Annotated in this window: 20 protein-coding genes and 1 riboswitch; of the genes, 4 read left to right on the forward strand and 16 right to left on the reverse strand. The window is 36.2% G+C overall.

Annotated features, from left to right (window positions below; genetic code table 11):
• Window positions 1-48: 48 nt before the first annotated feature.
• Together CRS_RS09275 and CRS_RS09280 are read left to right on the forward strand one after the other, a co-directional pair.
• Window positions 49-819: a carboxylesterase gene (locus tag CRS_RS09275; RefSeq protein ID WP_142723759.1), complete on the forward strand. Its 771-nt coding sequence runs from the start codon at window positions 49-51 to the stop codon at window positions 817-819.
• 131 nt (window positions 820-950) lie between these two features.
• Window positions 951-2,708: an ABC transporter ATP-binding protein gene (locus CRS_RS09280; RefSeq protein WP_142723760.1), complete on the forward strand. Its 1,758-nt coding sequence runs from the start codon at window positions 951-953 to the stop codon at window positions 2,706-2,708.
• A gap of 118 nt (window positions 2,709-2,826) precedes the next feature.
• On the opposite strand, the gene CRS_RS09285 is transcribed toward CRS_RS09280, so the two are convergent.
• The 5 genes from CRS_RS09285 to CRS_RS09305 form a co-directional block, all read right to left on the reverse strand.
• Window positions 2,827-3,441: a class I SAM-dependent methyltransferase gene (locus CRS_RS09285; RefSeq protein ID WP_142723761.1), complete on the reverse strand. Its 615-nt coding sequence runs from the start codon at window positions 3,439-3,441 to the stop codon at window positions 2,827-2,829.
• Window positions 3,438-4,031, reverse strand: a complete 594-nt coding sequence (locus CRS_RS09290) for a hypothetical protein (RefSeq protein WP_142723762.1) — start codon at window positions 4,029-4,031, stop codon at window positions 3,438-3,440. Before CRS_RS09290 ends, CRS_RS09285 begins: the two co-directional genes overlap by 4 nt.
• Window positions 4,021-4,491, reverse strand: a complete 471-nt coding sequence (locus CRS_RS09295; RefSeq protein ID WP_142723763.1) for an RNA polymerase sigma factor — start codon at window positions 4,489-4,491, stop codon at window positions 4,021-4,023. Before CRS_RS09295 ends, CRS_RS09290 begins: the two co-directional genes overlap by 11 nt.
• Complete coding sequence (locus tag CRS_RS09300; RefSeq protein ID WP_142723764.1) at window positions 4,491-5,342, reverse strand: alpha/beta fold hydrolase; 852 nt, start codon at window positions 5,340-5,342, stop codon at window positions 4,491-4,493. The genes CRS_RS09295 and CRS_RS09300 overlap by 1 nt, the downstream gene beginning before the upstream one ends.
• 159 nt (window positions 5,343-5,501) lie before the next feature.
• Window positions 5,502-6,176, reverse strand: a complete 675-nt coding sequence (locus tag CRS_RS09305; RefSeq protein WP_142723765.1) for a DUF4919 domain-containing protein — start codon at window positions 6,174-6,176, stop codon at window positions 5,502-5,504.
• 218 nt (window positions 6,177-6,394) lie between these two features.
• Between CRS_RS09305 and CRS_RS09310 the strand changes: the two genes are divergently transcribed.
• Window positions 6,395-6,610 carry a hypothetical protein gene (locus tag CRS_RS09310; RefSeq protein ID WP_047435309.1) on the forward strand — a complete coding sequence of 72 codons (216 nt, stop codon included), beginning with the start codon at window positions 6,395-6,397 and terminating at the stop codon, window positions 6,608-6,610.
• Between the two features lie 56 nt (window positions 6,611-6,666).
• Here the strand turns inward: CRS_RS09310 and CRS_RS09315 are convergent, their stop codons facing one another.
• Window positions 6,667-7,959 carry an MFS transporter gene (locus CRS_RS09315; protein ID WP_142723766.1) on the reverse strand — a complete coding sequence of 431 codons (1,293 nt, stop codon included), beginning with the start codon at window positions 7,957-7,959 and terminating at the stop codon, window positions 6,667-6,669.
• 107 nt (window positions 7,960-8,066) lie between these two features.
• Entirely contained in the window at window positions 8,067-8,819 is a 753-nt protein-coding gene (locus CRS_RS09320) for a DUF3575 domain-containing protein (RefSeq protein ID WP_142723767.1), read from the reverse strand.
• 168 nt (window positions 8,820-8,987) lie between these two features.
• Here CRS_RS09320 and CRS_RS09325 point away from each other — a divergent pair, with 168 nt between their 5' ends.
• On the forward strand, window positions 8,988-11,069 hold the full coding sequence (locus CRS_RS09325; RefSeq protein ID WP_142723768.1) for a TonB-dependent receptor domain-containing protein: 2,082 nt from the start codon (window positions 8,988-8,990) through the stop codon (window positions 11,067-11,069).
• Between the two features lie 61 nt (window positions 11,070-11,130).
• Here the strand turns inward: CRS_RS09325 and CRS_RS09330 are convergent, their stop codons facing one another.
• The 9 genes from CRS_RS09330 to CRS_RS09370 all read right to left on the reverse strand — a co-directional run bounded on the left by CRS_RS09330 (window position 11,131) and on the right by CRS_RS09370 (window position 19,050).
• On the reverse strand, window positions 11,131-12,129 hold the full coding sequence (locus CRS_RS09330; RefSeq protein WP_142723769.1) for a T9SS type A sorting domain-containing protein: 999 nt from the start codon (window positions 12,127-12,129) through the stop codon (window positions 11,131-11,133).
• Between the two features lie 135 nt (window positions 12,130-12,264).
• On the reverse strand, window positions 12,265-12,912 hold the full coding sequence (ribB, locus tag CRS_RS09335) for a 3,4-dihydroxy-2-butanone-4-phosphate synthase (RefSeq protein WP_142723770.1): 648 nt from the start codon (window positions 12,910-12,912) through the stop codon (window positions 12,265-12,267).
• A 92-nt stretch (window positions 12,913-13,004) separates the two neighbouring features.
• Window positions 13,005-13,130: riboswitch (FMN riboswitch) on the reverse strand.
• Window positions 13,131-13,166: 36 nt separating this feature from the next.
• Complete coding sequence (locus CRS_RS09340; RefSeq protein ID WP_142723771.1) at window positions 13,167-13,385, reverse strand: hypothetical protein; 219 nt, start codon at window positions 13,383-13,385, stop codon at window positions 13,167-13,169.
• A gap of 414 nt (window positions 13,386-13,799) precedes the next feature.
• A complete protein-coding gene (locus CRS_RS09345; RefSeq protein ID WP_142723772.1) occupies window positions 13,800-14,153 on the reverse strand; it encodes a DUF2200 domain-containing protein in 354 nt (117 codons plus the stop codon).
• 53 nt (window positions 14,154-14,206) lie between these two features.
• Complete coding sequence (locus tag CRS_RS09350; protein ID WP_142723773.1) at window positions 14,207-14,962, reverse strand: SMI1/KNR4 family protein; 756 nt, start codon at window positions 14,960-14,962, stop codon at window positions 14,207-14,209.
• Between the two features lie 5 nt (window positions 14,963-14,967).
• On the reverse strand, window positions 14,968-15,744 hold the full coding sequence (locus CRS_RS09355; RefSeq protein WP_142723774.1) for an alpha/beta fold hydrolase: 777 nt from the start codon (window positions 15,742-15,744) through the stop codon (window positions 14,968-14,970).
• 185 nt (window positions 15,745-15,929) lie between these two features.
• Window positions 15,930-16,763, reverse strand: a complete 834-nt coding sequence (locus CRS_RS09360) for a hypothetical protein (protein WP_142723775.1) — start codon at window positions 16,761-16,763, stop codon at window positions 15,930-15,932.
• A gap of 558 nt (window positions 16,764-17,321) precedes the next feature.
• A complete protein-coding gene (locus tag CRS_RS09365) occupies window positions 17,322-18,473 on the reverse strand; it encodes an alpha/beta hydrolase-fold protein (RefSeq protein WP_228451217.1) in 1,152 nt (383 codons plus the stop codon).
• A 73-nt stretch (window positions 18,474-18,546) separates the two neighbouring features.
• Window positions 18,547-19,050 (reverse strand): DinB family protein, encoded by a 504-nt coding sequence (locus tag CRS_RS09370; RefSeq protein WP_142723776.1) that lies wholly within the window; start codon window positions 19,048-19,050, stop codon window positions 18,547-18,549.
• Between the last annotated feature and the right edge of the window lie 14 nt (window positions 19,051-19,064).

Here is a 19,064-nt window from a genome sequence, read left to right on the forward strand (position 1 = left end):
TCTGCAGAAATTTGTTTCATCAATTTAACAAAACAAAAAGTGAAAATTATGAAAACAAAAACGATCGTATTCATTCATGGGTTATTTGTGAATAATACAAGCTGGAAAGAATGGAAAACTTATTTTGAAGCTCAGGGATATACCGTACATACTCCCTCAAATCCAGGACATGAAGGGGATCCTGTACACTTGAAAAATAACATTCCCGGCGAATTAAGACATGTCGGCTTTGACGATACTGTGGACAATCTTGTGAAACTGATTGACAGTCTTCCTGAAAAGCCTATTGTTATCGGACATTCTTTTGGAGGACTTATGGTCCAAAAGCTGATCGATATGGGGAAGGCAGCAGCTGGCATAAGTATTGACGGTGCTCCTCCGAAAAATATTATGGCGCCTTTTTCTACCGTTAAAATCGTTTGGCCAGTGGTGAATTTCTTCAAAGGAAACAGTCCATATATGGGAACAAAAGAATGGTATCACAAGGCCTTTTTCAATAATTATTCAAAAGAAGAAAGTGACAGGCTTTACACGACGGTAGCAGTTCCTGAAAGCAGAAAATTGGCAAAAGATCCTTTGTTTAAAGCTTCTGCAAAATTAGATTTAAAGAAACCCCATCAACCGCTGCTGTTCATAGCGGGATCTAATGATCATATTTTTCCGGCAGCATTTTCAAAGAAAATAGCGGGGGCTTATAAAGATACTGGCAGCATTGTGGATTTTAAAGAGTTTGCAGGCAGGAGTCATTTTATATGTGGAGAAAAAAACTGGGAAGAGGTAGCAGAATATGTTTTGAGCTGGATACAAAAGAATGCTTAATATATTCATTCTGTAAATGGTAGATATCTTAAATTTTCTATGACGATTTGCAAAAGTTGTAAAGGCAGTCCGGTTATAAAGTCTTATTTTTGCATAGAATTTTATTTTAATTCTTTCTTTCGATTCGTACAATGAAAAAACAAGATACCTGGGGAATTATAAAAAGGCTGTTCTTTATCGGAATGAAATTTCGTTCTTGGTTCATCCTTACCCTTATCATTTCCATATTCCTTTCGATTGTTTCCACTTACAGGCCTTATCTTACCATGCAGGTGGTGGATAATGATATTACAAAACTTCATGATAAGGCTTTAATGATGAAGCATATCTATATCCTTGTTGGATTGGTGTTTGCTGAAACGATTTTGAACTTTTTCCTGGTTTATTTTTCCAATTTTATCTCGCAGAATGTGATCAGAGATATCAGAGAGCGTTTATATGCGAAACTGATTTATTTCAAGACTGCATTTTTTGATAAAACCCCAATTGGGCAGCTGGTGACCCGTGCGGTAGGCGATGTGGAAACAATTGCTACTGTTTATACAGATGGATTCCTGATGGTGTTTGGAGATATCCTGAGAATTCTGTTTGTATTGGTCATGATGTTCAATACCAATGTTCACCTGAGTTATATTACACTGGCCATTTTACCTTTGATGGTAGTCATTACAAGATTCTTCCAGAAAAGACTGAAAAAAGCTTTTGGAGATGAGAGAAACTGGACTGCCAATCAGAATTCTTTTGTTCAGGAAAGGCTTGCCGGGATGCCGATTATCCAGGTATTCAACAGACAGGAAGCTGAATTTAAGAAATTTGATGATATCAATATTACCCTTAAGGGAGCATTGCTGAGAACTGTATTTATTTTCTCTCTTTTCTTCCCGGTAGTGGAACTGATTTCTTCATTATTTATAGGATTTATTCTTTTCTATGGGGGATATATTACCATCAGCGCCGGGGTAGTGATTGCATTTATCCAGTATATTTCCATGCTGATCCGTCCTTTGAGACAGATTGCAGACCGTTTCAATAATATCCAGCGAGGAATTGTAGGAGCAGAAAGAGTGCTGGGGTTAATGGATGAAGAAAACGCAATGCCAAATACCGGAACGGTGAAGAAAGATCACTTTGCCGGAAAAATTGAATTCCAGAAAGTACACTTTGCATATGATGAAAAGCAGGAAGTACTTAAGGGAATTGATTTTAAAGTAAACCCGGGAGAAACCGTAGCAATTGTGGGTGCAACAGGTGCCGGAAAATCTACCATTATCAGTCTGATCACCAGATTGTATGATATCAATTCAGGAAATATCCTGATCGATGATGTGGATTTAAAAGATTATGAATTGTATAATCTGAGAAGCCATATCGGCGTAGTGCTGCAGGATGTGTTCCTTTTCCACGGAAGTATCTTTGAAAATCTTGCTTTTGGTGATGACAGGATAACATTGGATAAAATTAAAGCCGGAGCCAGAGAAATTGAAGTGGATCAGTTTATTGAACAGCTTCCTGGGGGATATGATTATGTAGTGAGCGAGAGAGGTTCATCCATTTCTTTGGGGCAGAGGCAGCTGCTGTCTTTCCTGAGAGCTTATTTATCAGATCCGAAAATTTTGATCCTGGATGAAGCAACTTCTTCCATTGATCATGAGAGTGAAAAGCTGATTCAGAGAGCAACAGAAAAAATTACTAAAAACAGGACATCCATTATTATTGCCCACAGACTTTCAACCATTGAAAAGGCGGATAAGATCATTGTGATGGAGCATGGTAAAATTGTGGAAGAAGGCAAGCATCTTGAGCTTCTGGATAAGAACGGTTATTATGCTACTCTTTACAAAGCCCAGCTTCGTCATGAAGTGGAAATGGAGGAAGAAAAAGAATCGTAATCCATCAGAAATTATAATAAACAAAAAAGAGAGTCATTATGATTCTCTTTTTTCGGTCTAACCTTTTGCGACTTGTAAATTTATACAGTTTTTTATTTAAAATATCAGCTTTGATCTATCAATGCTTTTTAAAACTGCAGAATACAAAATTCTGAACTGTTTCAAAAGGAGTAATATGATCTTCTGTAATACACTTTATTTTTGTAAAACCAGCTTTGAATTTTTCAGCTAATGACTCTTCATCATACTGTTGAATATCCAGTCCGCTGCATTTGGTGGGACCGTTTTTAGAAAAAGTTCCGATAATCATAAAGTTATTTACATTCTTTTCTGCAATATCAATATATTTTGAAACCTGTTCCGGTTTTGTAAGAAAATGAAAGGCAGCTCTGTCATGCCAGATGTCATAGGTCTCTGCAGGTTCGAAAGCTGTAATATCTGTTGCAATCCATTTTACTTTGTTAGCAGCATCTCCCAATCTTTCCTTTGCTTTTTCCAATGCTTTGGCAGAAATATCCAGTACTGTAATGTTTTTGTAGCCTTCTTCAAGAAGAAAATCAACAAGGTTGCTGTCGCCGCCTCCGATATCGATAATGCTGGCATCTTTCCCCAGTCCCGAAGATGTAATAAAATCAAGTGATGTCTGAGGTTTTTTCTGTGTCCAGCTTACCTGATCCGGATTTTTGGTTTCATATACGTTTTCCCAGTGGCTTTTGTTGTCGGAAGATATCATGATTCTTTTAATTGATTATTGATCTCTTCAAATTTATTAATTAATTCGTCAATTTTTCCCTGCTGTTTTTTGATGGTTCGCGGTCTCAGATAAAACCAGTTGAAAGCAATCCAGGCTGAGGTTACGGTATAGGTCAGAATTCCGGCGCCAAGAGTCATTCTTGATGTGTATTCATACATATAAAAGCATATTCCGAGAAACAGCATGATAAAATATATGTTGAGGATGGTGGTCTGCATAAACTTCTGCTTATTTTTTACCACATACAAACTTTGGAGATATTCGTTATTTGATTGAGTCTGATCAATTTTGTAGAATACCATAAACATTTTGTTGTAGGCAAGCAGGAAAATAACCATTCCCAAGACTACAAGTACAATTCCGATTTTTGTTGTGATCATTTCAGGCTGGTAACGGTACCAGATGAAAAGAATCAATAAGGAAGTAGCAATTAATCCAATGTTAGCAAAGACCAGTCTGCGCAGGTTCTGATTTCTGAATTTTTTCAGTTTTCCGAGAAGCTCTTCCATATTGGGTTTGTTGGAAGTCTGCTGCTTCCATATATTTTTGAAATCGATATTAGTATCCATTTTCTTTAAACTTTTGTGTTAATTTTTCTTTTATTCTGTGAATCTTTACCCGGATATTGGATTCTGAAAGTCCTACGATATGGGCTATTTCAGCCTGTTTTACCTCTTCCAGTTCCAGTGAAATGATGATCCTGTCCGTTTCCGGCAACTCAGAAATATACTGGTAGAGCATCTGTATCTGAGGCTCTATGGATTCCTGCTTTTTCTCTTCCAGATTTACCGGTAAATCTGCTTTGGCAAATTTCTTTTCCTTTTCAATCTGTCGCAGGCAATTATTGGAAGCAATTCTAAAGATCCATGTTCCTACGCTGGATTCATTCCTGAATTTAGGAAGCTGCTGCCATACAATGATAAAGGTTTCCTGTGCAAGATCCTGTGCAAGTTCGGTGTCATTCACATATCCCATGCATAAACGGAATATCCTTTGCCAGTAGAGTTCGTATATCTCTTCAAAAACCATTATTTCGAAGATAAAAAGTTAGTAAGCTGGTTAAGATACCAATCCTTGTCATCATACATGATGAAATGCAATCCTTTTGAAGCATATTGCATATTGGCATTTTTTAGATCCTTGTACTGGCTTTCAATAGTCGGTTTAAGATTAACAAAAAAGGACTCCAGAAGAATAAGAGAAGGGCATTGAATGTTTTTTATTTTCTCTCTGAGATCGGTATTGTAAAAATCACAGTACATTTTTGCAAATGTCTTCCGATCAGATTTCATGCTCCATCCGATTACGGTTTCCTGCATAGAAGTATCCGCCAGTAGGCGTGGCATTGCCTGAGTCTGCATTTTTCGGAACTGTTCATCATTCATAGCTGTTAATTGGGTAATAGTAGAGGTGCAGTCATTATTTTCTTTTGAACTGAAATTGGGATCATACATTGCTGCCAGACAGGGAAGAGTATCTACAATAACGATTTTACCTGCAAGTTCCGGATAGTCGGCTGCAATAGCCAACGCAAGGCCACCTCCCATACTGTGCCCGATAAGAATCGGTTTATCAATTTTATTATTTATGATATAAGCTGCGATTCCTTTTTCCCAGTCTTTAAAACTGGCCTCTGTCTGTGGTTTTGTTCCGGCAAAGCCGGCCATTGTCAAAGTATAACAAGTGAAGTTTTTTTCAAATTTTGCAGCTGTCTCATTCCAAACCTCTCCTGAAGAGGCAAACCCTGGAATAAAAATTAGAGACTGATTTCCTTTTCCGGTTTTCTTTACTTCAAAAGGATAAGATGTTTGCTGTCCAAATATATTGCACACCGCCAAAAAAAATAAGAGGATGATAGGAAGGAACGTGAATTTTTTCATGATTTCTAAAGTTTTAAGGTTTATTTGTCTTTTAGAGACAAACCTTCAGAAAATGTTACACTAAAATTTATTTTTTATGAAAAAAAATATTTTTTCTCCTCCAAAACCTTGTGTTCAGGACAAAATCACATGAAATTTATTGTATAAAAATGAAGGCTGTTAATCTAATATTCTTCCATAGAATCTACTGATATTAAAGTAGAACCCTGGGATTTTATATTTGCCTTTTTCAAACTCCTGATAATCACATTTTCCTTCCAGGCTTTGTGATTGAGTTTCCATTTGAAACCTGTTCAGCAGCACGTATTCATCAGTCACAGAAATAACATGAAAGCCCGTCTCACATGTAAGCCCATCACCGGATGTAAGAATAGCGCTTAATAATCCATGAAAGTTTCCTGCAATCTTTTTCGCAGTGTTATCATCATTGTTGAGATGATACAAATAGGCCAGATAATTCATGGCACGAAGGTCCAGCGGATTTTCATCCAGTACATCACGGAAAAGCTGAATTCCCTTGGAAAGATCCTTTTGTGAAATACCTTCCCCACGATAATATTTGGCTGCTTCTTCAGCTTTCTTCCCCGTTTTATAAGGCTGATATTCTTTTTGAAAGGTATACCCGAAGTACAGATGCCGGTATTGATTGCCCGTAAGAAGCGTATCACTCTGTTTTAATCTTTTTAAAAGTTTAGGGTAATAGAATTCTGAATTTTTATCTTCAATATTTTTTTGAATGGCCGCATAATCCGGAGCCTTAAATTCCATTTTCTGAGCATGCAGGAAAGTAATCAATAGTAAAAAAAATAAAGAGAAAAAAGCTTTGGTATTCATAGGTTGTATGGCATTTTTACGATTTTTCACAAGGTTAAAAATACGGAATATGTATCAATCGTATAATATTAAGTCACTATTTATAAAAAAAACAATAAAATATTGTCAAAGTGTTATTTTGTATCGATAAAATTACTAACTTTATTCAGAATTTGAGAGGTTACCCCTGATATTCAAAGGGGTAAAAGGAATTTTTAACTAAAAAACCAAAAATATTAATGAGCAGTAGTATCCAAGATGAATTTAAAGTCTTCAAAGACGAATTAAGAAAGTTGAATATCGAAGTACAGAAAGTTGTAAAAGTAGGAAACGGCAGTATGGATTTTCATGAGGTTTTCTACAAATCGCCGAGGTATCAGGAGGTAAAAAGTATATACGTTCAGCGCCATAATCTGGACAGTATGATTGAAAAATTTAAACAGGCCTATCATTAAAATAGAAGTGCGCCGCAGAGAATCTGCGGCGTAAATTTTTTATAAAATCTAAAAATTCAGTCTCTATCCAATGTAGACTTCTTTTTAGTATCTTTCATTCCTATATAAACAACCAGAGAGAAAAGAATACATCCGGTAATGTACCAGTAAAAGTATTCTTCAGAACCAATCTTTTTGAACCAGAGCGCAATATATTCTGCTGTCCCTCCAAATACGGCAACCGTAATGGCATAAGGTAAGCCGACACCAAGCGCCCTGATCTCAGAAGGAAAAAGCTCGGCTTTTACCACGGCGTTGATAGAAGTATATCCGCTAACAATAATCAATGCAGTCATAATCAGGGAAAATGCTCCCCACATTGAAGTAGTATTGCTGAGTGCTGTAAGAAGCGGAACAGTACATAAAGTTCCCAGAATACCAAAACCCAAAAGAAGAGGTCTTCTTCCAATTTTATCAGATAATGCTCCGAATACCGGCTGAAGGCAGGCAAATATAAAGAGGGAAATAAATGAGATCAATGTAGATTCTTCCTTGGTAAGATGTACGGTATTGACCAGAAATTTCTGCATATAGGTTGTATAGGTATAAAATGCAAGTGTTCCTCCTAATGTAAGACCTATTACAGTAAGAAGGGCTTTGGGATGTTTCAGGAGTTCTTTTACGGTCCCTTTTTTCTTTTCGCTCACTTCTTTTTTATTTTCGAAGGCTTCCGTTTCATGAAGATTAGCCCGAAGGTATAATGCAATAATGGAAAGCAGAGCCCCAATAGCAAAAGGAATTCGCCAGCCCCAATCTTCCAGCTGTGTTTCTGTAAGTACTAATTTTTGTAAAATAAGCTGTATCCCTAATGCGATAAGCTGTCCGCCGATCAGGGTGACATATTGAAAACTCGAGTAAAATCCTCTTCTGTCCTGTGTTGCCATTTCACTGAGATAGGTAGCCGAAACCCCGTATTCTCCACCTACACTCAGGCCCTGAAGCAATCTGGCCAGTAAAAGTATTAAAGGAGCCAAAATACCTATCGATTTATAGGTAGGGGTGAGAGCAATCAGCAAAGACCCAAAGGACATTAGCAATACAGAAAAAGTCATTGCTTTTTTTCTTCCAATCTTATCAGCAATACTTCCGAACAGCCATCCACCGATAGGACGCATAAGAAAACCTACAGCAAATATCCCTGCAGTATTCATCAGTTGTGCATTAAGATCAGAATCCGGGAAAAAAGAATGTGAAAAATAGATGGCAAAGGCTGCATACGCATACCAGTCATACCATTCGACAAGATTTCCGATAGATCCGCCTATGATAGCCTTGATTCTTTGGCCGGTGGTAACAGAGGTTGATTTCATAGATAGTATAAATTCCAGAAAGTTCTTATAATGGGATCCAAGATACAAATTTCAGAAAAAAATAACCGTACTGATAAAGAACGGTTTAGATGTTAGTGTTGAATATGTTAAAACCTATATCCTATCGAAAGTCCGCTTCTGAACCCCGCCCAGGGGCCGTCTACTTTTATTCTCGCTCCGTTGGCATTGGTTTCTACAGTATATTTTACAAATGGAATATCGAGGTTTTCGATCTCCTTTTTTAATTGAGCCTGCATATCGGGAGTCAGTACATAATCTGAAGTCATTGTAAAATCCCCTTTTCCGCTTCCATAATGGGCGCCGGCAATCCAGAAGTCAAGCACAAGGTTCTGGCTTCTTGTTAAAAAGAACTGTACGCCTACCATCAGACCACCACTGTTTCCTTTGGTGTCTCCAAAACCTTTAAGAGGTATCTGATAGGTGATTCCATTAGGGCCATTATAGTCATAATAAAAATCGAAAGTATTGGAAGTAACGCTTGAATAACGGTAATAAGGTGCAAAATAGAATCCTTTACCGTAACCTTTTCCTACATAAAATCTGGGTTCTATAGTAAAGTTCGTGGCTTTTACCCTGAGGTTCTGGAACCTTTTTTCGTCCTCGTCTTTCAGAAAGGAATTGATGAAAGGTACTTTTCCTTCAGGCATTGTTCCAAAACCTACATTCACTGAAAACCATTGGTTGATAGCCCGCTCATAAGACAGATTGATGTTTCTGAATGCATAGGCTGTAACATTGGTCTTGATGATATTCATTTTCTCTGCCGGGCTGTTTTGAATTTCCTGAGCTCCTAATGCGGAAAAAAAAGAGCATGGAATTAATATGAATAACTTTTTCATGACGCTATATTTTGTGATGTTAAAAAGTAATCAGCAAAAAACGGGCTGAATTTATCATAATAATTGGAATTTAAATGAAAATTTATGAAAAATTTTAAATATGTTGTATCTGTAAATGTAATAAACATCATGGATGTGTTGTCCTAATGGTATAATTCATCTTCAGAAATGAAAAAAACTATATATACCATTTTCTTTCTTTGCGGAGCTTTTATATTTTCTCAGGAGAAGAAAAATGATACGGCTGGTGTAGTGGCTAAAGAGATTCAGGAAGTTATTTTAAAATCACAACTTAAAAAGCAGTTTGCTGATAAAGCAGTTTATACTTTTGATAAGGAGGCTCTGGAAAGAGCACGCTATGCAAAAGACCTGCTTCGCACCCTTCCGGAACTGCAGCTTGATCCGGTATCCAATACCATTACCAGCACAAAAGGAGGAACTACATTATTTCTTATCAACGGAATTGAGGCTACAGACATGCAGATCCGGAGTGTTGCTCCCAATGAGGTTCTGAAGGTGGAATATTATGATATTCCGCCGGCAAGATGGGCAACAAGAGCTGATACTGTCGTTAATATTCTGACAAAATCTGCAGAAACAGGATATGTTTTCGGGGCTGATGTTTCTGCTGCTTTGAATACGGGATTTGTGAATGGTTCTGCCTATGCCAGTTATACAAAAGGTAAAAATAATTTTGGTTTGGAGTATTCACTGAATCTGAGAGATTATAATGACAGAAGAGTAAACAGTGTTTATGATTATCAGCTCAATGAAAAACATTACCGTTCTGACGAAAACAGAACCGATCATTTCGGATATACTTTTCAGAATATTGCTTTGCGTTTCACCAGACTTGTTCCTGATGAATATGCATTTCAGGCCAAATTCAATATGGATATTTTCAGCAGGTTTTCAAAAGGAACAGGGCAGAGTGTCTTTACGGAAGATAACCTGAAAGAAGAACATGCTATGTTTAAAAATAATGGTTCAGATTATGTGATTCCTAAACTGGATCTTTATTATTCTAAAAAAATCAGTGAAAAAGATGAACTGAGTATCAATGCTGTTGGATCTCACTATACTACCCATACTTCGGAAACAGCGAGGGAATGGGTAACAGGGTCGGGATTTTCAGTATATGATAATGATATGGTTCTGGTGGCAAAGCAAACCAGCCTGGTGGGGGAGCTTGCCCATACTCATGATTTCAAGGCAGGAAAACTTTCATCGGGATATCGCATCTCACGGTCTTCTATTTCGAATGACCTGAATAATCTTGCCGGATATTCCCGATACAGTGTCACTTATCTGGAACAGTATTTTTACACTGAATTTGCAGGAAAGACAGATAAATTCAGCTACCGTATTGGAGCCGGGCTTACCAATATTCACAACAAAAGTGCAGAGAATACTTTTGATGAATGGACTTTTACTCCAAAAGTTATCCTGGCGTATCAGCTTAAAAACAGTCAGAATCTTCGTTTTACAACAAGTTATAACCCGGTAAGTCCCTGGAGCAATGCTTTGAGCAGTAATGTAGTGCAGCTGGCTCCAAATATTGTTCAGAGAGGAAATCCTTTTTTAGAATCTCAGCAGGTTTTTTCAAATAACCTTACGTATTCCTTTAATAATAAATATTTTGACTTTAACGCAGGTTTGTTTTACCGGTATACCAACAGGGTGATCAACCAGTATTACGTTCAGGATGAGATACTGGGAGGCTATGCGCTGACGTATGAAAATGGAAAAAACGGACAACGGTACGGAGTACAGCTTACAGGATCTTACAAACCATTCGGAAATAATCTGCTTGTCGTAAAAGCTGTGATCACGCCTACTTCTGAAACGGTACGGACAAGTACCGGTGCTTTGATTAAAAATGATTATTTGGGAAATTATTTTTCACTTTCTTCAGAGTATCAATCTTTTTCTGTTCAATATCAGTTTAATATTCCGGTATACAGCCTTAGCGGCGCTTTTCTGAATACCAATGAAAATCAGAATAATGTTTTTGTAAGCTATAAGCTTAAAAACTGGACATTTTCCACAGGAATGTACTGGATAGGAATGCCTTCGGAATATAAAACAAAAAGTTTACCTGAAAGTCTGGTAGATTATAAAGTTCATACTCAGATTATGAATAATAAATCCATGTTTGTATTGGGGCTGAGCTATGATTTCTCAAAAGGGAAAAAGACAGAAATCCAGCGAAAGCTTAATAATGAAACGGCTCCAGCCGCTACTTTTTAGATGCCAATTTGAATGTTAATAAGAAATCCCCGCTCATTTGTAGGAGCGGGGATTTCGTTTTTTATTTTTTGATGAATTTTGTATTCTTTGTATCTGTATTATTTTTTCCACTGATCTCAATAAAATAAGACGCTGGCGGAAGATCAGAGATCTGTACGTTTCCGGATTTTATATCTGAAGTTTTAACCAGTTTTCCATCCAGACTGTAAATATTTGCTTTGGAATAGTTATCCGTATTTCCTTTGAAACCTATAAAGTCCTGTGCAGGATTAGGATAAACTATCAGGTTTTCTTTTTTTACCGCATTGCTGGTTGCCAGAAATGTTTCGTTTAAGGCTAATGCGGTGGCTACTGTCTGGTTGATGCTCAACAATGGAATACTGATATTTCCACTTGTAGAGTTTAGCAGTGCATATCTGTGAGAAGCATCATAATAAGAATAGGCTGTATTGGTGACTGTTCCGATAGGGTTGGAGTAAGTCACATCAAAAGACGGATACAGATTGAAGTTTTGCGTGTACTTTACTCTAAGAACGTTGCTGTACGTTTGATTCCCTATAATCAGGGTTCCATAGGCATCAGCAATGGCATTCATTGTTCCGCTGAACAAGCCGTTAGCAGAAGAGGAAGAGAAAGTTCCTTTGGCTGTATCACTCTGCGCCGGTCCGTAAGTCAGCGGGTAGCTAATATAAGTACCATTATCCACACTAAAGTTTAAAGTAGCCTGTGTATTTACAATTCCTGTGATTTCAAGCTTAGTAGAGGATGCTTTATAATAAATGGTTGTGGCTCCGTCTATCATTTTAATCGTGGAACCTGGAAAAGTCGCTATTTCAGTAGAAGTAGGAACTGAATAGGTTGTTTGTGACGAAGTTCCCATGGTAAGGGCTCCGTTTGAAAATGTAACATTAGCTCCTGTTGCAGAGTTGTTAACGGTTCCGGTTACATGATTGTAATTCACAACATTCCCGGCAATAGGGTCATTGGCCGCTTTTGTAAGCGTGATCTGCGCAGAAAACATGGCAGACGCTCCTAATAAAAGGAGTAAAGATTTTTTCATAGTCAGAAATTTTTGTTAAAAATAATTAAAAAATAGTATTCAAATGTTAAATTATATCGTTTTTAATTAAATTTTTGAAAAAACCGCCTGTTGATCATATCAACAGGCGGCTCTGTGCGTTAAAAATGTGTAAGTCTAATTGCTCATTACCATTTTACGATATGCATAAATATCTTCTATAGTGACGACGCTCATTCCTTTTTTGATAGCAAAGTCTACAATTTCAGGAAGCCTTGCCATAGAGCCGTCTTCATTGGTCAGCTCACAAAGTACAGCATCATCACCCAGATTGGCCATTTTTACAAGATCTACACTGCCCTCGGTATGCCCACGTCTTTCAAAAACGCCTCCTTTTCTGGCGATCAGAGGAAAAACGTGACCGGGGCTTGCAATATGCTCTGCCTGAGCATCTGCTGCCACTGCTGTTCTGATTGTTGTGACGCGGTCTTTGGCTGAAACGCCTGATTCTACACCTTCCCTGGCTTCAATGGAAATGGTGAATGCTGTTTGATTTTTTGAACTGTTGTTGTCCACCATCGGACGGAGGTTGAGGTGTCGGCTTTTTTCTTCGGAAATGCATAAGCAGACGATACCGCTGCATTCGCGGATCAGAAGTGCCATGTCCTGTTCTGTAATGGTGGAAGCGGGAAAGATGATATCGCCTTCGTTTTCACGGTTTTCATCATCTACTAATAGAATGCCTTTTCCCTGTTGTAATGTCTGAAGTGCTTTTTCTACACGTTCTCTGGAGGTTTCTCCGAATTGTTCTAATAATTTTTCCATGTTATTTTACTTTTAAAAGTTAAAATAGTCTTCGGTACATGGAAATGAAATACGGCACAACAAGAGTCCATAAGGAATCTTATTGGCCATCTCATTTTCTTCTCCCATCCAGACTTTAACTGTCGGTTCCGGAATTTCACCAGATCAGTCCTTTCAGAAGAAAGGAGTCGCGGACTGTAACCGCCGGTAGGGAATTGCACCCTGCCCCGAAGAAAACTTATCCTAAGTTTTGCTGTATGTTGTAATTTAAATTTTTATTTCATTGAATAGTATTTAACGCACAGACTGCTAATTTCGGGAAGTTTTTTGAATTGGAGAAAAGAATTGTTTAATTTTTGTCCGTTAAAAAGGATAGCTGAAATTCTTATATTGTCTGTCAAAGGAGTGTAGATCATGGTCATCGTTTTTTCTATTGAAGGTTCCTGTAGATAGATTAATCTCTCCCAGTCCGAAATAATACTTTTCGCTTTCATAAAGCCTTATATGATAATGTTTCACAATATCCATCATCCTGTCAGACTGATAAGACCTTGTTATCTTTTTTTTGTTTGACCAGAAGAAAGAATGATCTGAGTTTATTCCTCCTGTCTTTATCTGAGCATGTTCAAAATCAAGCTGGCTTAATATTTCTTCAAATTCACGAATAAAGTTTTGTAATTCCCTTGTATCGTCGATAAGCCATCTTTCTGTTCTTCCAAAAGAAATAAGAATATTGTCATAATAATAAGCTGGTTCCTGGGTGGCCTGAGAGAAAATTTCCGGATGAAAATAAAAATATTTCTAATCCCGCATTTTATTGTTAATGAAGTTTAGAAAACCGGTATAGTCCTCATCCAGCATGATAGCTCCGTAAAAATAATTCCATTCGTACATTGAAATTTAATTTTTTAATTTTTTCTTTTAATTTTTTCCATCTTCTTTCCCTTTGCCAGCTCATCGATCAATTTATCCAGATACCGTATATTTCTCATGAGTTCATCTTTAATTTCTTCCACACGATATCCACAAATAAGGCCTTTAATTAATGAAACATTAGGATGTATCTGTGGGGCCTGATCAAAAAAAGTGATAAAATCGTTTCTTCTATCAATTTGTTCCTGCAGTCCTTTTTCATCGTAGCCTGTAAGCCAGCAGATAATTTCATTAACTTCTGATTTTGTACGTCCTTTTTTTTCTGCTTTTTGAACGTAATGCGGATAGACGCTGGCAAAAGCAGTTGTGAAAATTTTGGTGTTCTTCATGGGCATTGAGGTCATGAGGGTTTACGATCTTAACTTTTGAACAACGGAAGTAATTATTCGTATTCTTTTAAATAGTTTACTGTTTTTTTCTCCACAAAATCATACCATGAAGAGCTTATTTTAATCATTTTAGGGATATTTTCATGAGCAAAAATATAGACATTCCGATTTTCAGGATTATAAAACAGCTGGTCTCCATCTCCATACAGCCAGAATTCTCCGATGAGCAGATATGGCTGGTCCTCTATCATTTCATAACTTAATTCTTCAAAATTTATTTCTAAACCTTCAAATTTTAATGTTGAAATATTTTGATAGAAGATGGACAGCTCCTCAGGAAATTGTAGAGAGAGTTCTTTTTCTTTGTTGTGTATTGCCTCAATTTTCACCCCATTTTTAATGCAATCAGTATCACTGTAAGATTTTGTCAGCTGCTTCAAAAACTTAGGGTAAATGGTTTTTAGATGCCCAAACTTATTTTCAACTGTTTTTCGAAGGTGCTCTTCTTTTTGTTTTTCCTGTTTACAGAAGTCGCTGAATTCTTTTTCCCATCCCTTTTTATAACGGTCAGACCATTGGGGATCTGCTTTTTGAGAGATAAGCCAGTCGTAAGCGCCCAGCTGTCCAATATATAAATTACGGACTCCGCTAAAGCTGTCTTTAGGCTTTATACTGAGAAAAGTTCTTCTGCCACATATTTTTTCAATGTCTTCTGTATAGACTTTGAACCATTCCATCCATTCCTCAGCGTTGAGTTTTCCTTCCGAGAGATCAGAGAATATATGGATAATTTCCTGTCTTGATATCATACTTTTTAAACCAGTTTTTTCAGTTCATTTTCTAAAATTTTATTGAATTCTTCAGGTTTTTCCAGCATAGGATAATGCCCAACGCCTTTAATGGTTACATAATCATAGCTTTTCAAATATTTCCGGTTGTTTTCCAAATGGGTAGGGGAAGCATCAGAGTTGATCGCTATGACAGGCACTTGAATCTGTTTCGCCAATAAGTTGAAATCTGTTTTATATAAAGGACGGAGTGCATTGATTGCCAGTTCAGGTTCATTTTGAAGAAATTCACGCTGTATCCTTTCTTTTACAGCAGGTGGTGTTCCTTCTGCAAACAAAAATTGCGGCAGAAGGTTTTCCACAGTGTATTTGAAATTTTTTCTGTACTGGGAAAGTACTTCTTCAGTTTGTTCTTGAGTAAATGATTCGTCCAGGTTTTTCAATGTATCTATCAGAAGTAAAGCTTTTACTTTTGGAATTTTTAAAGAAGCTTCCAAAACATAAGCTCCTGACATTGAATGTCCCACAAGAACTATTTCCTGAGGATCAACCGCTTCAGCGACTGCTTTAATGTCATCAGCATATCCGGCGCTTGTCCATTCCTGTCTGGAAGAATCTGATTTTCCATGTCCGGCAAGATCCATCAAAACAATATGATATTGGTTTTTGAAATATTCTTTCTGCTCTTCCCACCATTCGGTATTGCCTAGCCATCCATGGATGAAGATAAGAGTAGGAGTTCCATTTCCGGATTCTTTATAATAAATTTTTTGACCGTCTGACGAGAGTGCATATTTTTCCATTTCAACAGAAGTAAATTGGTGTGTTATATTTTAAGCCCAATTTACAAAAAGACTGTTAAACATCTAATGATCTGAGTTGAAAAACAAGATTGTCTCAAAAAACAAAAAATCTGACTTTTGATGTTGGCTGCATCGAATCTTCGATTTCTGATGTTGAAAGTACTTTTAAGACGCTCTCGCTAAATTTATTTTTTATCTTTTGACCTCAGATTTACGATAATAATAGCATAAGGTGTTCCCAGGAGATCTTTTATTTCACATTTAAAGAAAATAAGGTCTTTTAAAAACCGTTGATGAGAAATCTCAATCCGGTATTCTATTCCTGTAGGCATGGCCTTGGTAGCAAAACCTTCCAGGTTGTCTATTTCATATGGGCCGGTGTTTCCCATGAAATTGAAAATCTCTCTTAATGTACAGTTCATAATAAAAACAGAAGGTACAATAGGATAATTTTCAAAATGACCTTTGCACTGATTAGGCGTAAAAGGACTGAGTAAAACAGTAAACTGATGTTCATTTTCTATTACAATAAGTCCCTCCGGAAGATTTTCATCATAGTTTTCTATTGGCGTATTATTGTAATAATCTTTATAAAAAAGTTTAAATATATCTTTGGCGATAATATGATAATCAAGCTCGAAAGAGTAGAGTGCTTCTCCTGAATGATTATCTCTCATCAGAAGTGATGATTTGCCTTTTCTTTTGGATTCTAAAAAACTCTCACAGGTGATAGAGGCAGAATCAGATTTTTTATAAGAAAGCTGTCTTATTCTTACTTTTTCACCCATAAAATAAATCGGGTCTTTGGAGGTGGTATTTAAAAGTCTGTATAAATTACAGCTTCCTAATGATGATAATATTTTTATCAGTTTTGAAAAGTTTTCATTGCTGAAATTATAATTTGAAATTTGGGTCTCTATTCTGTTTCCATTGAAAACAGTGTTTTCAGGAATGGAAATATAAGGGTGGGTTTCTCCAAGATATGGAATGATGTTTTCTTTGATGTCGGTTGTTGTCATTTGAATGAGGGATTATTGGGTTAAATCTATTTTTCATTTGTGGATAACTTTTCATCGTTTTGCTCACTGTGTTTATGTATAATATGTTTAAATAATGTGTTTATTTTTATTGTTAAATCAGCACAGATCATTGTTAATCACTATCAATCCTATATTATTTTTCTGTAAGTAATCTTTTAAATTATTGAATATAATGATGTTGTGTTATTTATTTCTTTAGTTGGTGATTTGTTTTTTACTGCAATTTATAAAAAATATTCATAATCAATTATGAATATTTGTTTACCATATTGTAAATTTTATATGGATAAGATCCCCGTCGGAATTAAAAAATGGATTAAGTTATCCACAGTATTTTATCCACATATTTTTCTATCGTGAAATGTTCTATGGAAAACTATTTTCTTATTAAATAAATGGATTATAGATGATTATGGCTTTTGGTTTAGTGTCTTAAAAAACTTATCCATAGTTTATCCACAGCGAAGAATGAGGTGAGGAAAAGTTATCCACAATTTGTTATATTGTTATTTCATGAAAAAAGATGATTACAAAATCTTATTTTTCTGATAGAAGTTTTTCCAGTATTATTTTCCCATCAGCATTATCTGGATTTAATTGAAGTGACTTTTTATAATTTTTGATAGCCGATTTTTTATCTCCTTTTTTAAGGTATGCTTCCCCTAGGCTGTCATAAGCATTCCATGAATCTGGATGATTTTTTACATTTTGTTGAAATAAGTCAACTGCAATATTGATATTTCCTGCACGAAGTTGTTTGTATGCACGATTATTAACGAAATCTTCTGTTGGAAGAATTGTATATCCAAATTCTTTTGAAAGAGCATCAAAACGTAGCTGGATTTCTTTTGGAGTCATTAATACTGTACTATAATTATCAAAAAACCAATTCTTATAAATAAATTTTAAACCGTCAAAAATGCTTTTATATGTTACTGAGAAATGATTTTCTTCTTTATAGTACTTAAAATCCCAATCAAAAGTTGTGGAAGAAAATTGTTTAAGTTGTTCTGTAATCAGATTAACCTTTTGGAGATCTTCATCTCCGATGGTGACAAACATTTTGCCTTTTAGATTTTTTTGTTGCAAGATTCTATTAAAATCAGCCATTATCAGAATATTTTCATCATGAATGGCTGGACTTATCAGAATCGTAGATTGGAATAAATCTGGTAGCGTATTTTTGGCATACAAAGCAAATTCACCCGCCAGCGAATGGCCCATCAAAATTCTATAAGGTTGAGTTTTAAAACGTAAATTTATTTGGGGAATCACTTCCTGATCAAGAAATTTCAAAAACCTTCCAGCACCATCAGTGACTGATATACTGGAAGGGTCTTCTTTTCCATTGACTGCATTATGACGGATATTTAAATCTTTTCCTCTGTTGACATTGACTATGGCTACAACGATTATTTTAGGAATTCTGTTCCGATCATAATCTGATAGATAGTCAGCCATTTGAGACACATATTTAAAATGAGCATCACCATCCAGTAAATATAGGACAGGATAAGTTTGTGAAGAGGAATATCCCTCTGGTAAATGAACCCATATACTTCTCGGTTGATTAAGGATTTTTGATTCGATCAGAAAGGCTGTATCTTGAAAAGCTGGAATTTTTTCAAGCTGGGAAAATGCGAAAAAGAAGCATAGAGAAAAAAATAAAAGAAAAGTTTTTTTCCACATAAGAGGATAAGTTATTAAAATTATAGATATTGTATCGTTCTTTCTGATATATTGCTTTCTCAAAATGTTTTTCCTATTTATGATCTTTATAAATGTTCCAGAAGTTAAAATCGGTCATGGGAGCATCTGTTATCCCGATATTTCTTCCCATCGTTACAATCTGTCCTCTGTGGTAAGTTCCATGAAGAATAGCATGCTGGATATACTCATATTTGGAAAAGTCACACTGGAACCATTGAGATTCTATTTTTACATTTTTAGACAGATCATCTTCGGATAGACTTTCCACGTAATCGACCAGTTTTTGGGAGTTGTTTTTGATGGCATTGAAAATATCTTCTTTGGTATGTACTGCAGCCGTTTTTTCAAAATCAAATTCATTGTTTTCAGCAATGTGGCTCCACCAGTATTCCTGGGTCTGCCAGATATGATGCAACGTTTTTAAAATTGTAGGGAAGCTGGAAATAGTTTCCTGATTCAGCTGTTCATCGGACTTTGTGGACAACCAGTCAATGTATTTGTTGACTACCCAATTGTTGTACTGGGCACTTTTACTGACTAATGTTTTTAAGCTCATATTATTGATATTTA

This window comes from Chryseobacterium sp. ON_d1 (assembly GCF_006829085.1).
Classification (GTDB): Bacteria; Bacteroidota; Bacteroidia; order Flavobacteriales; family Weeksellaceae; genus Chryseobacterium.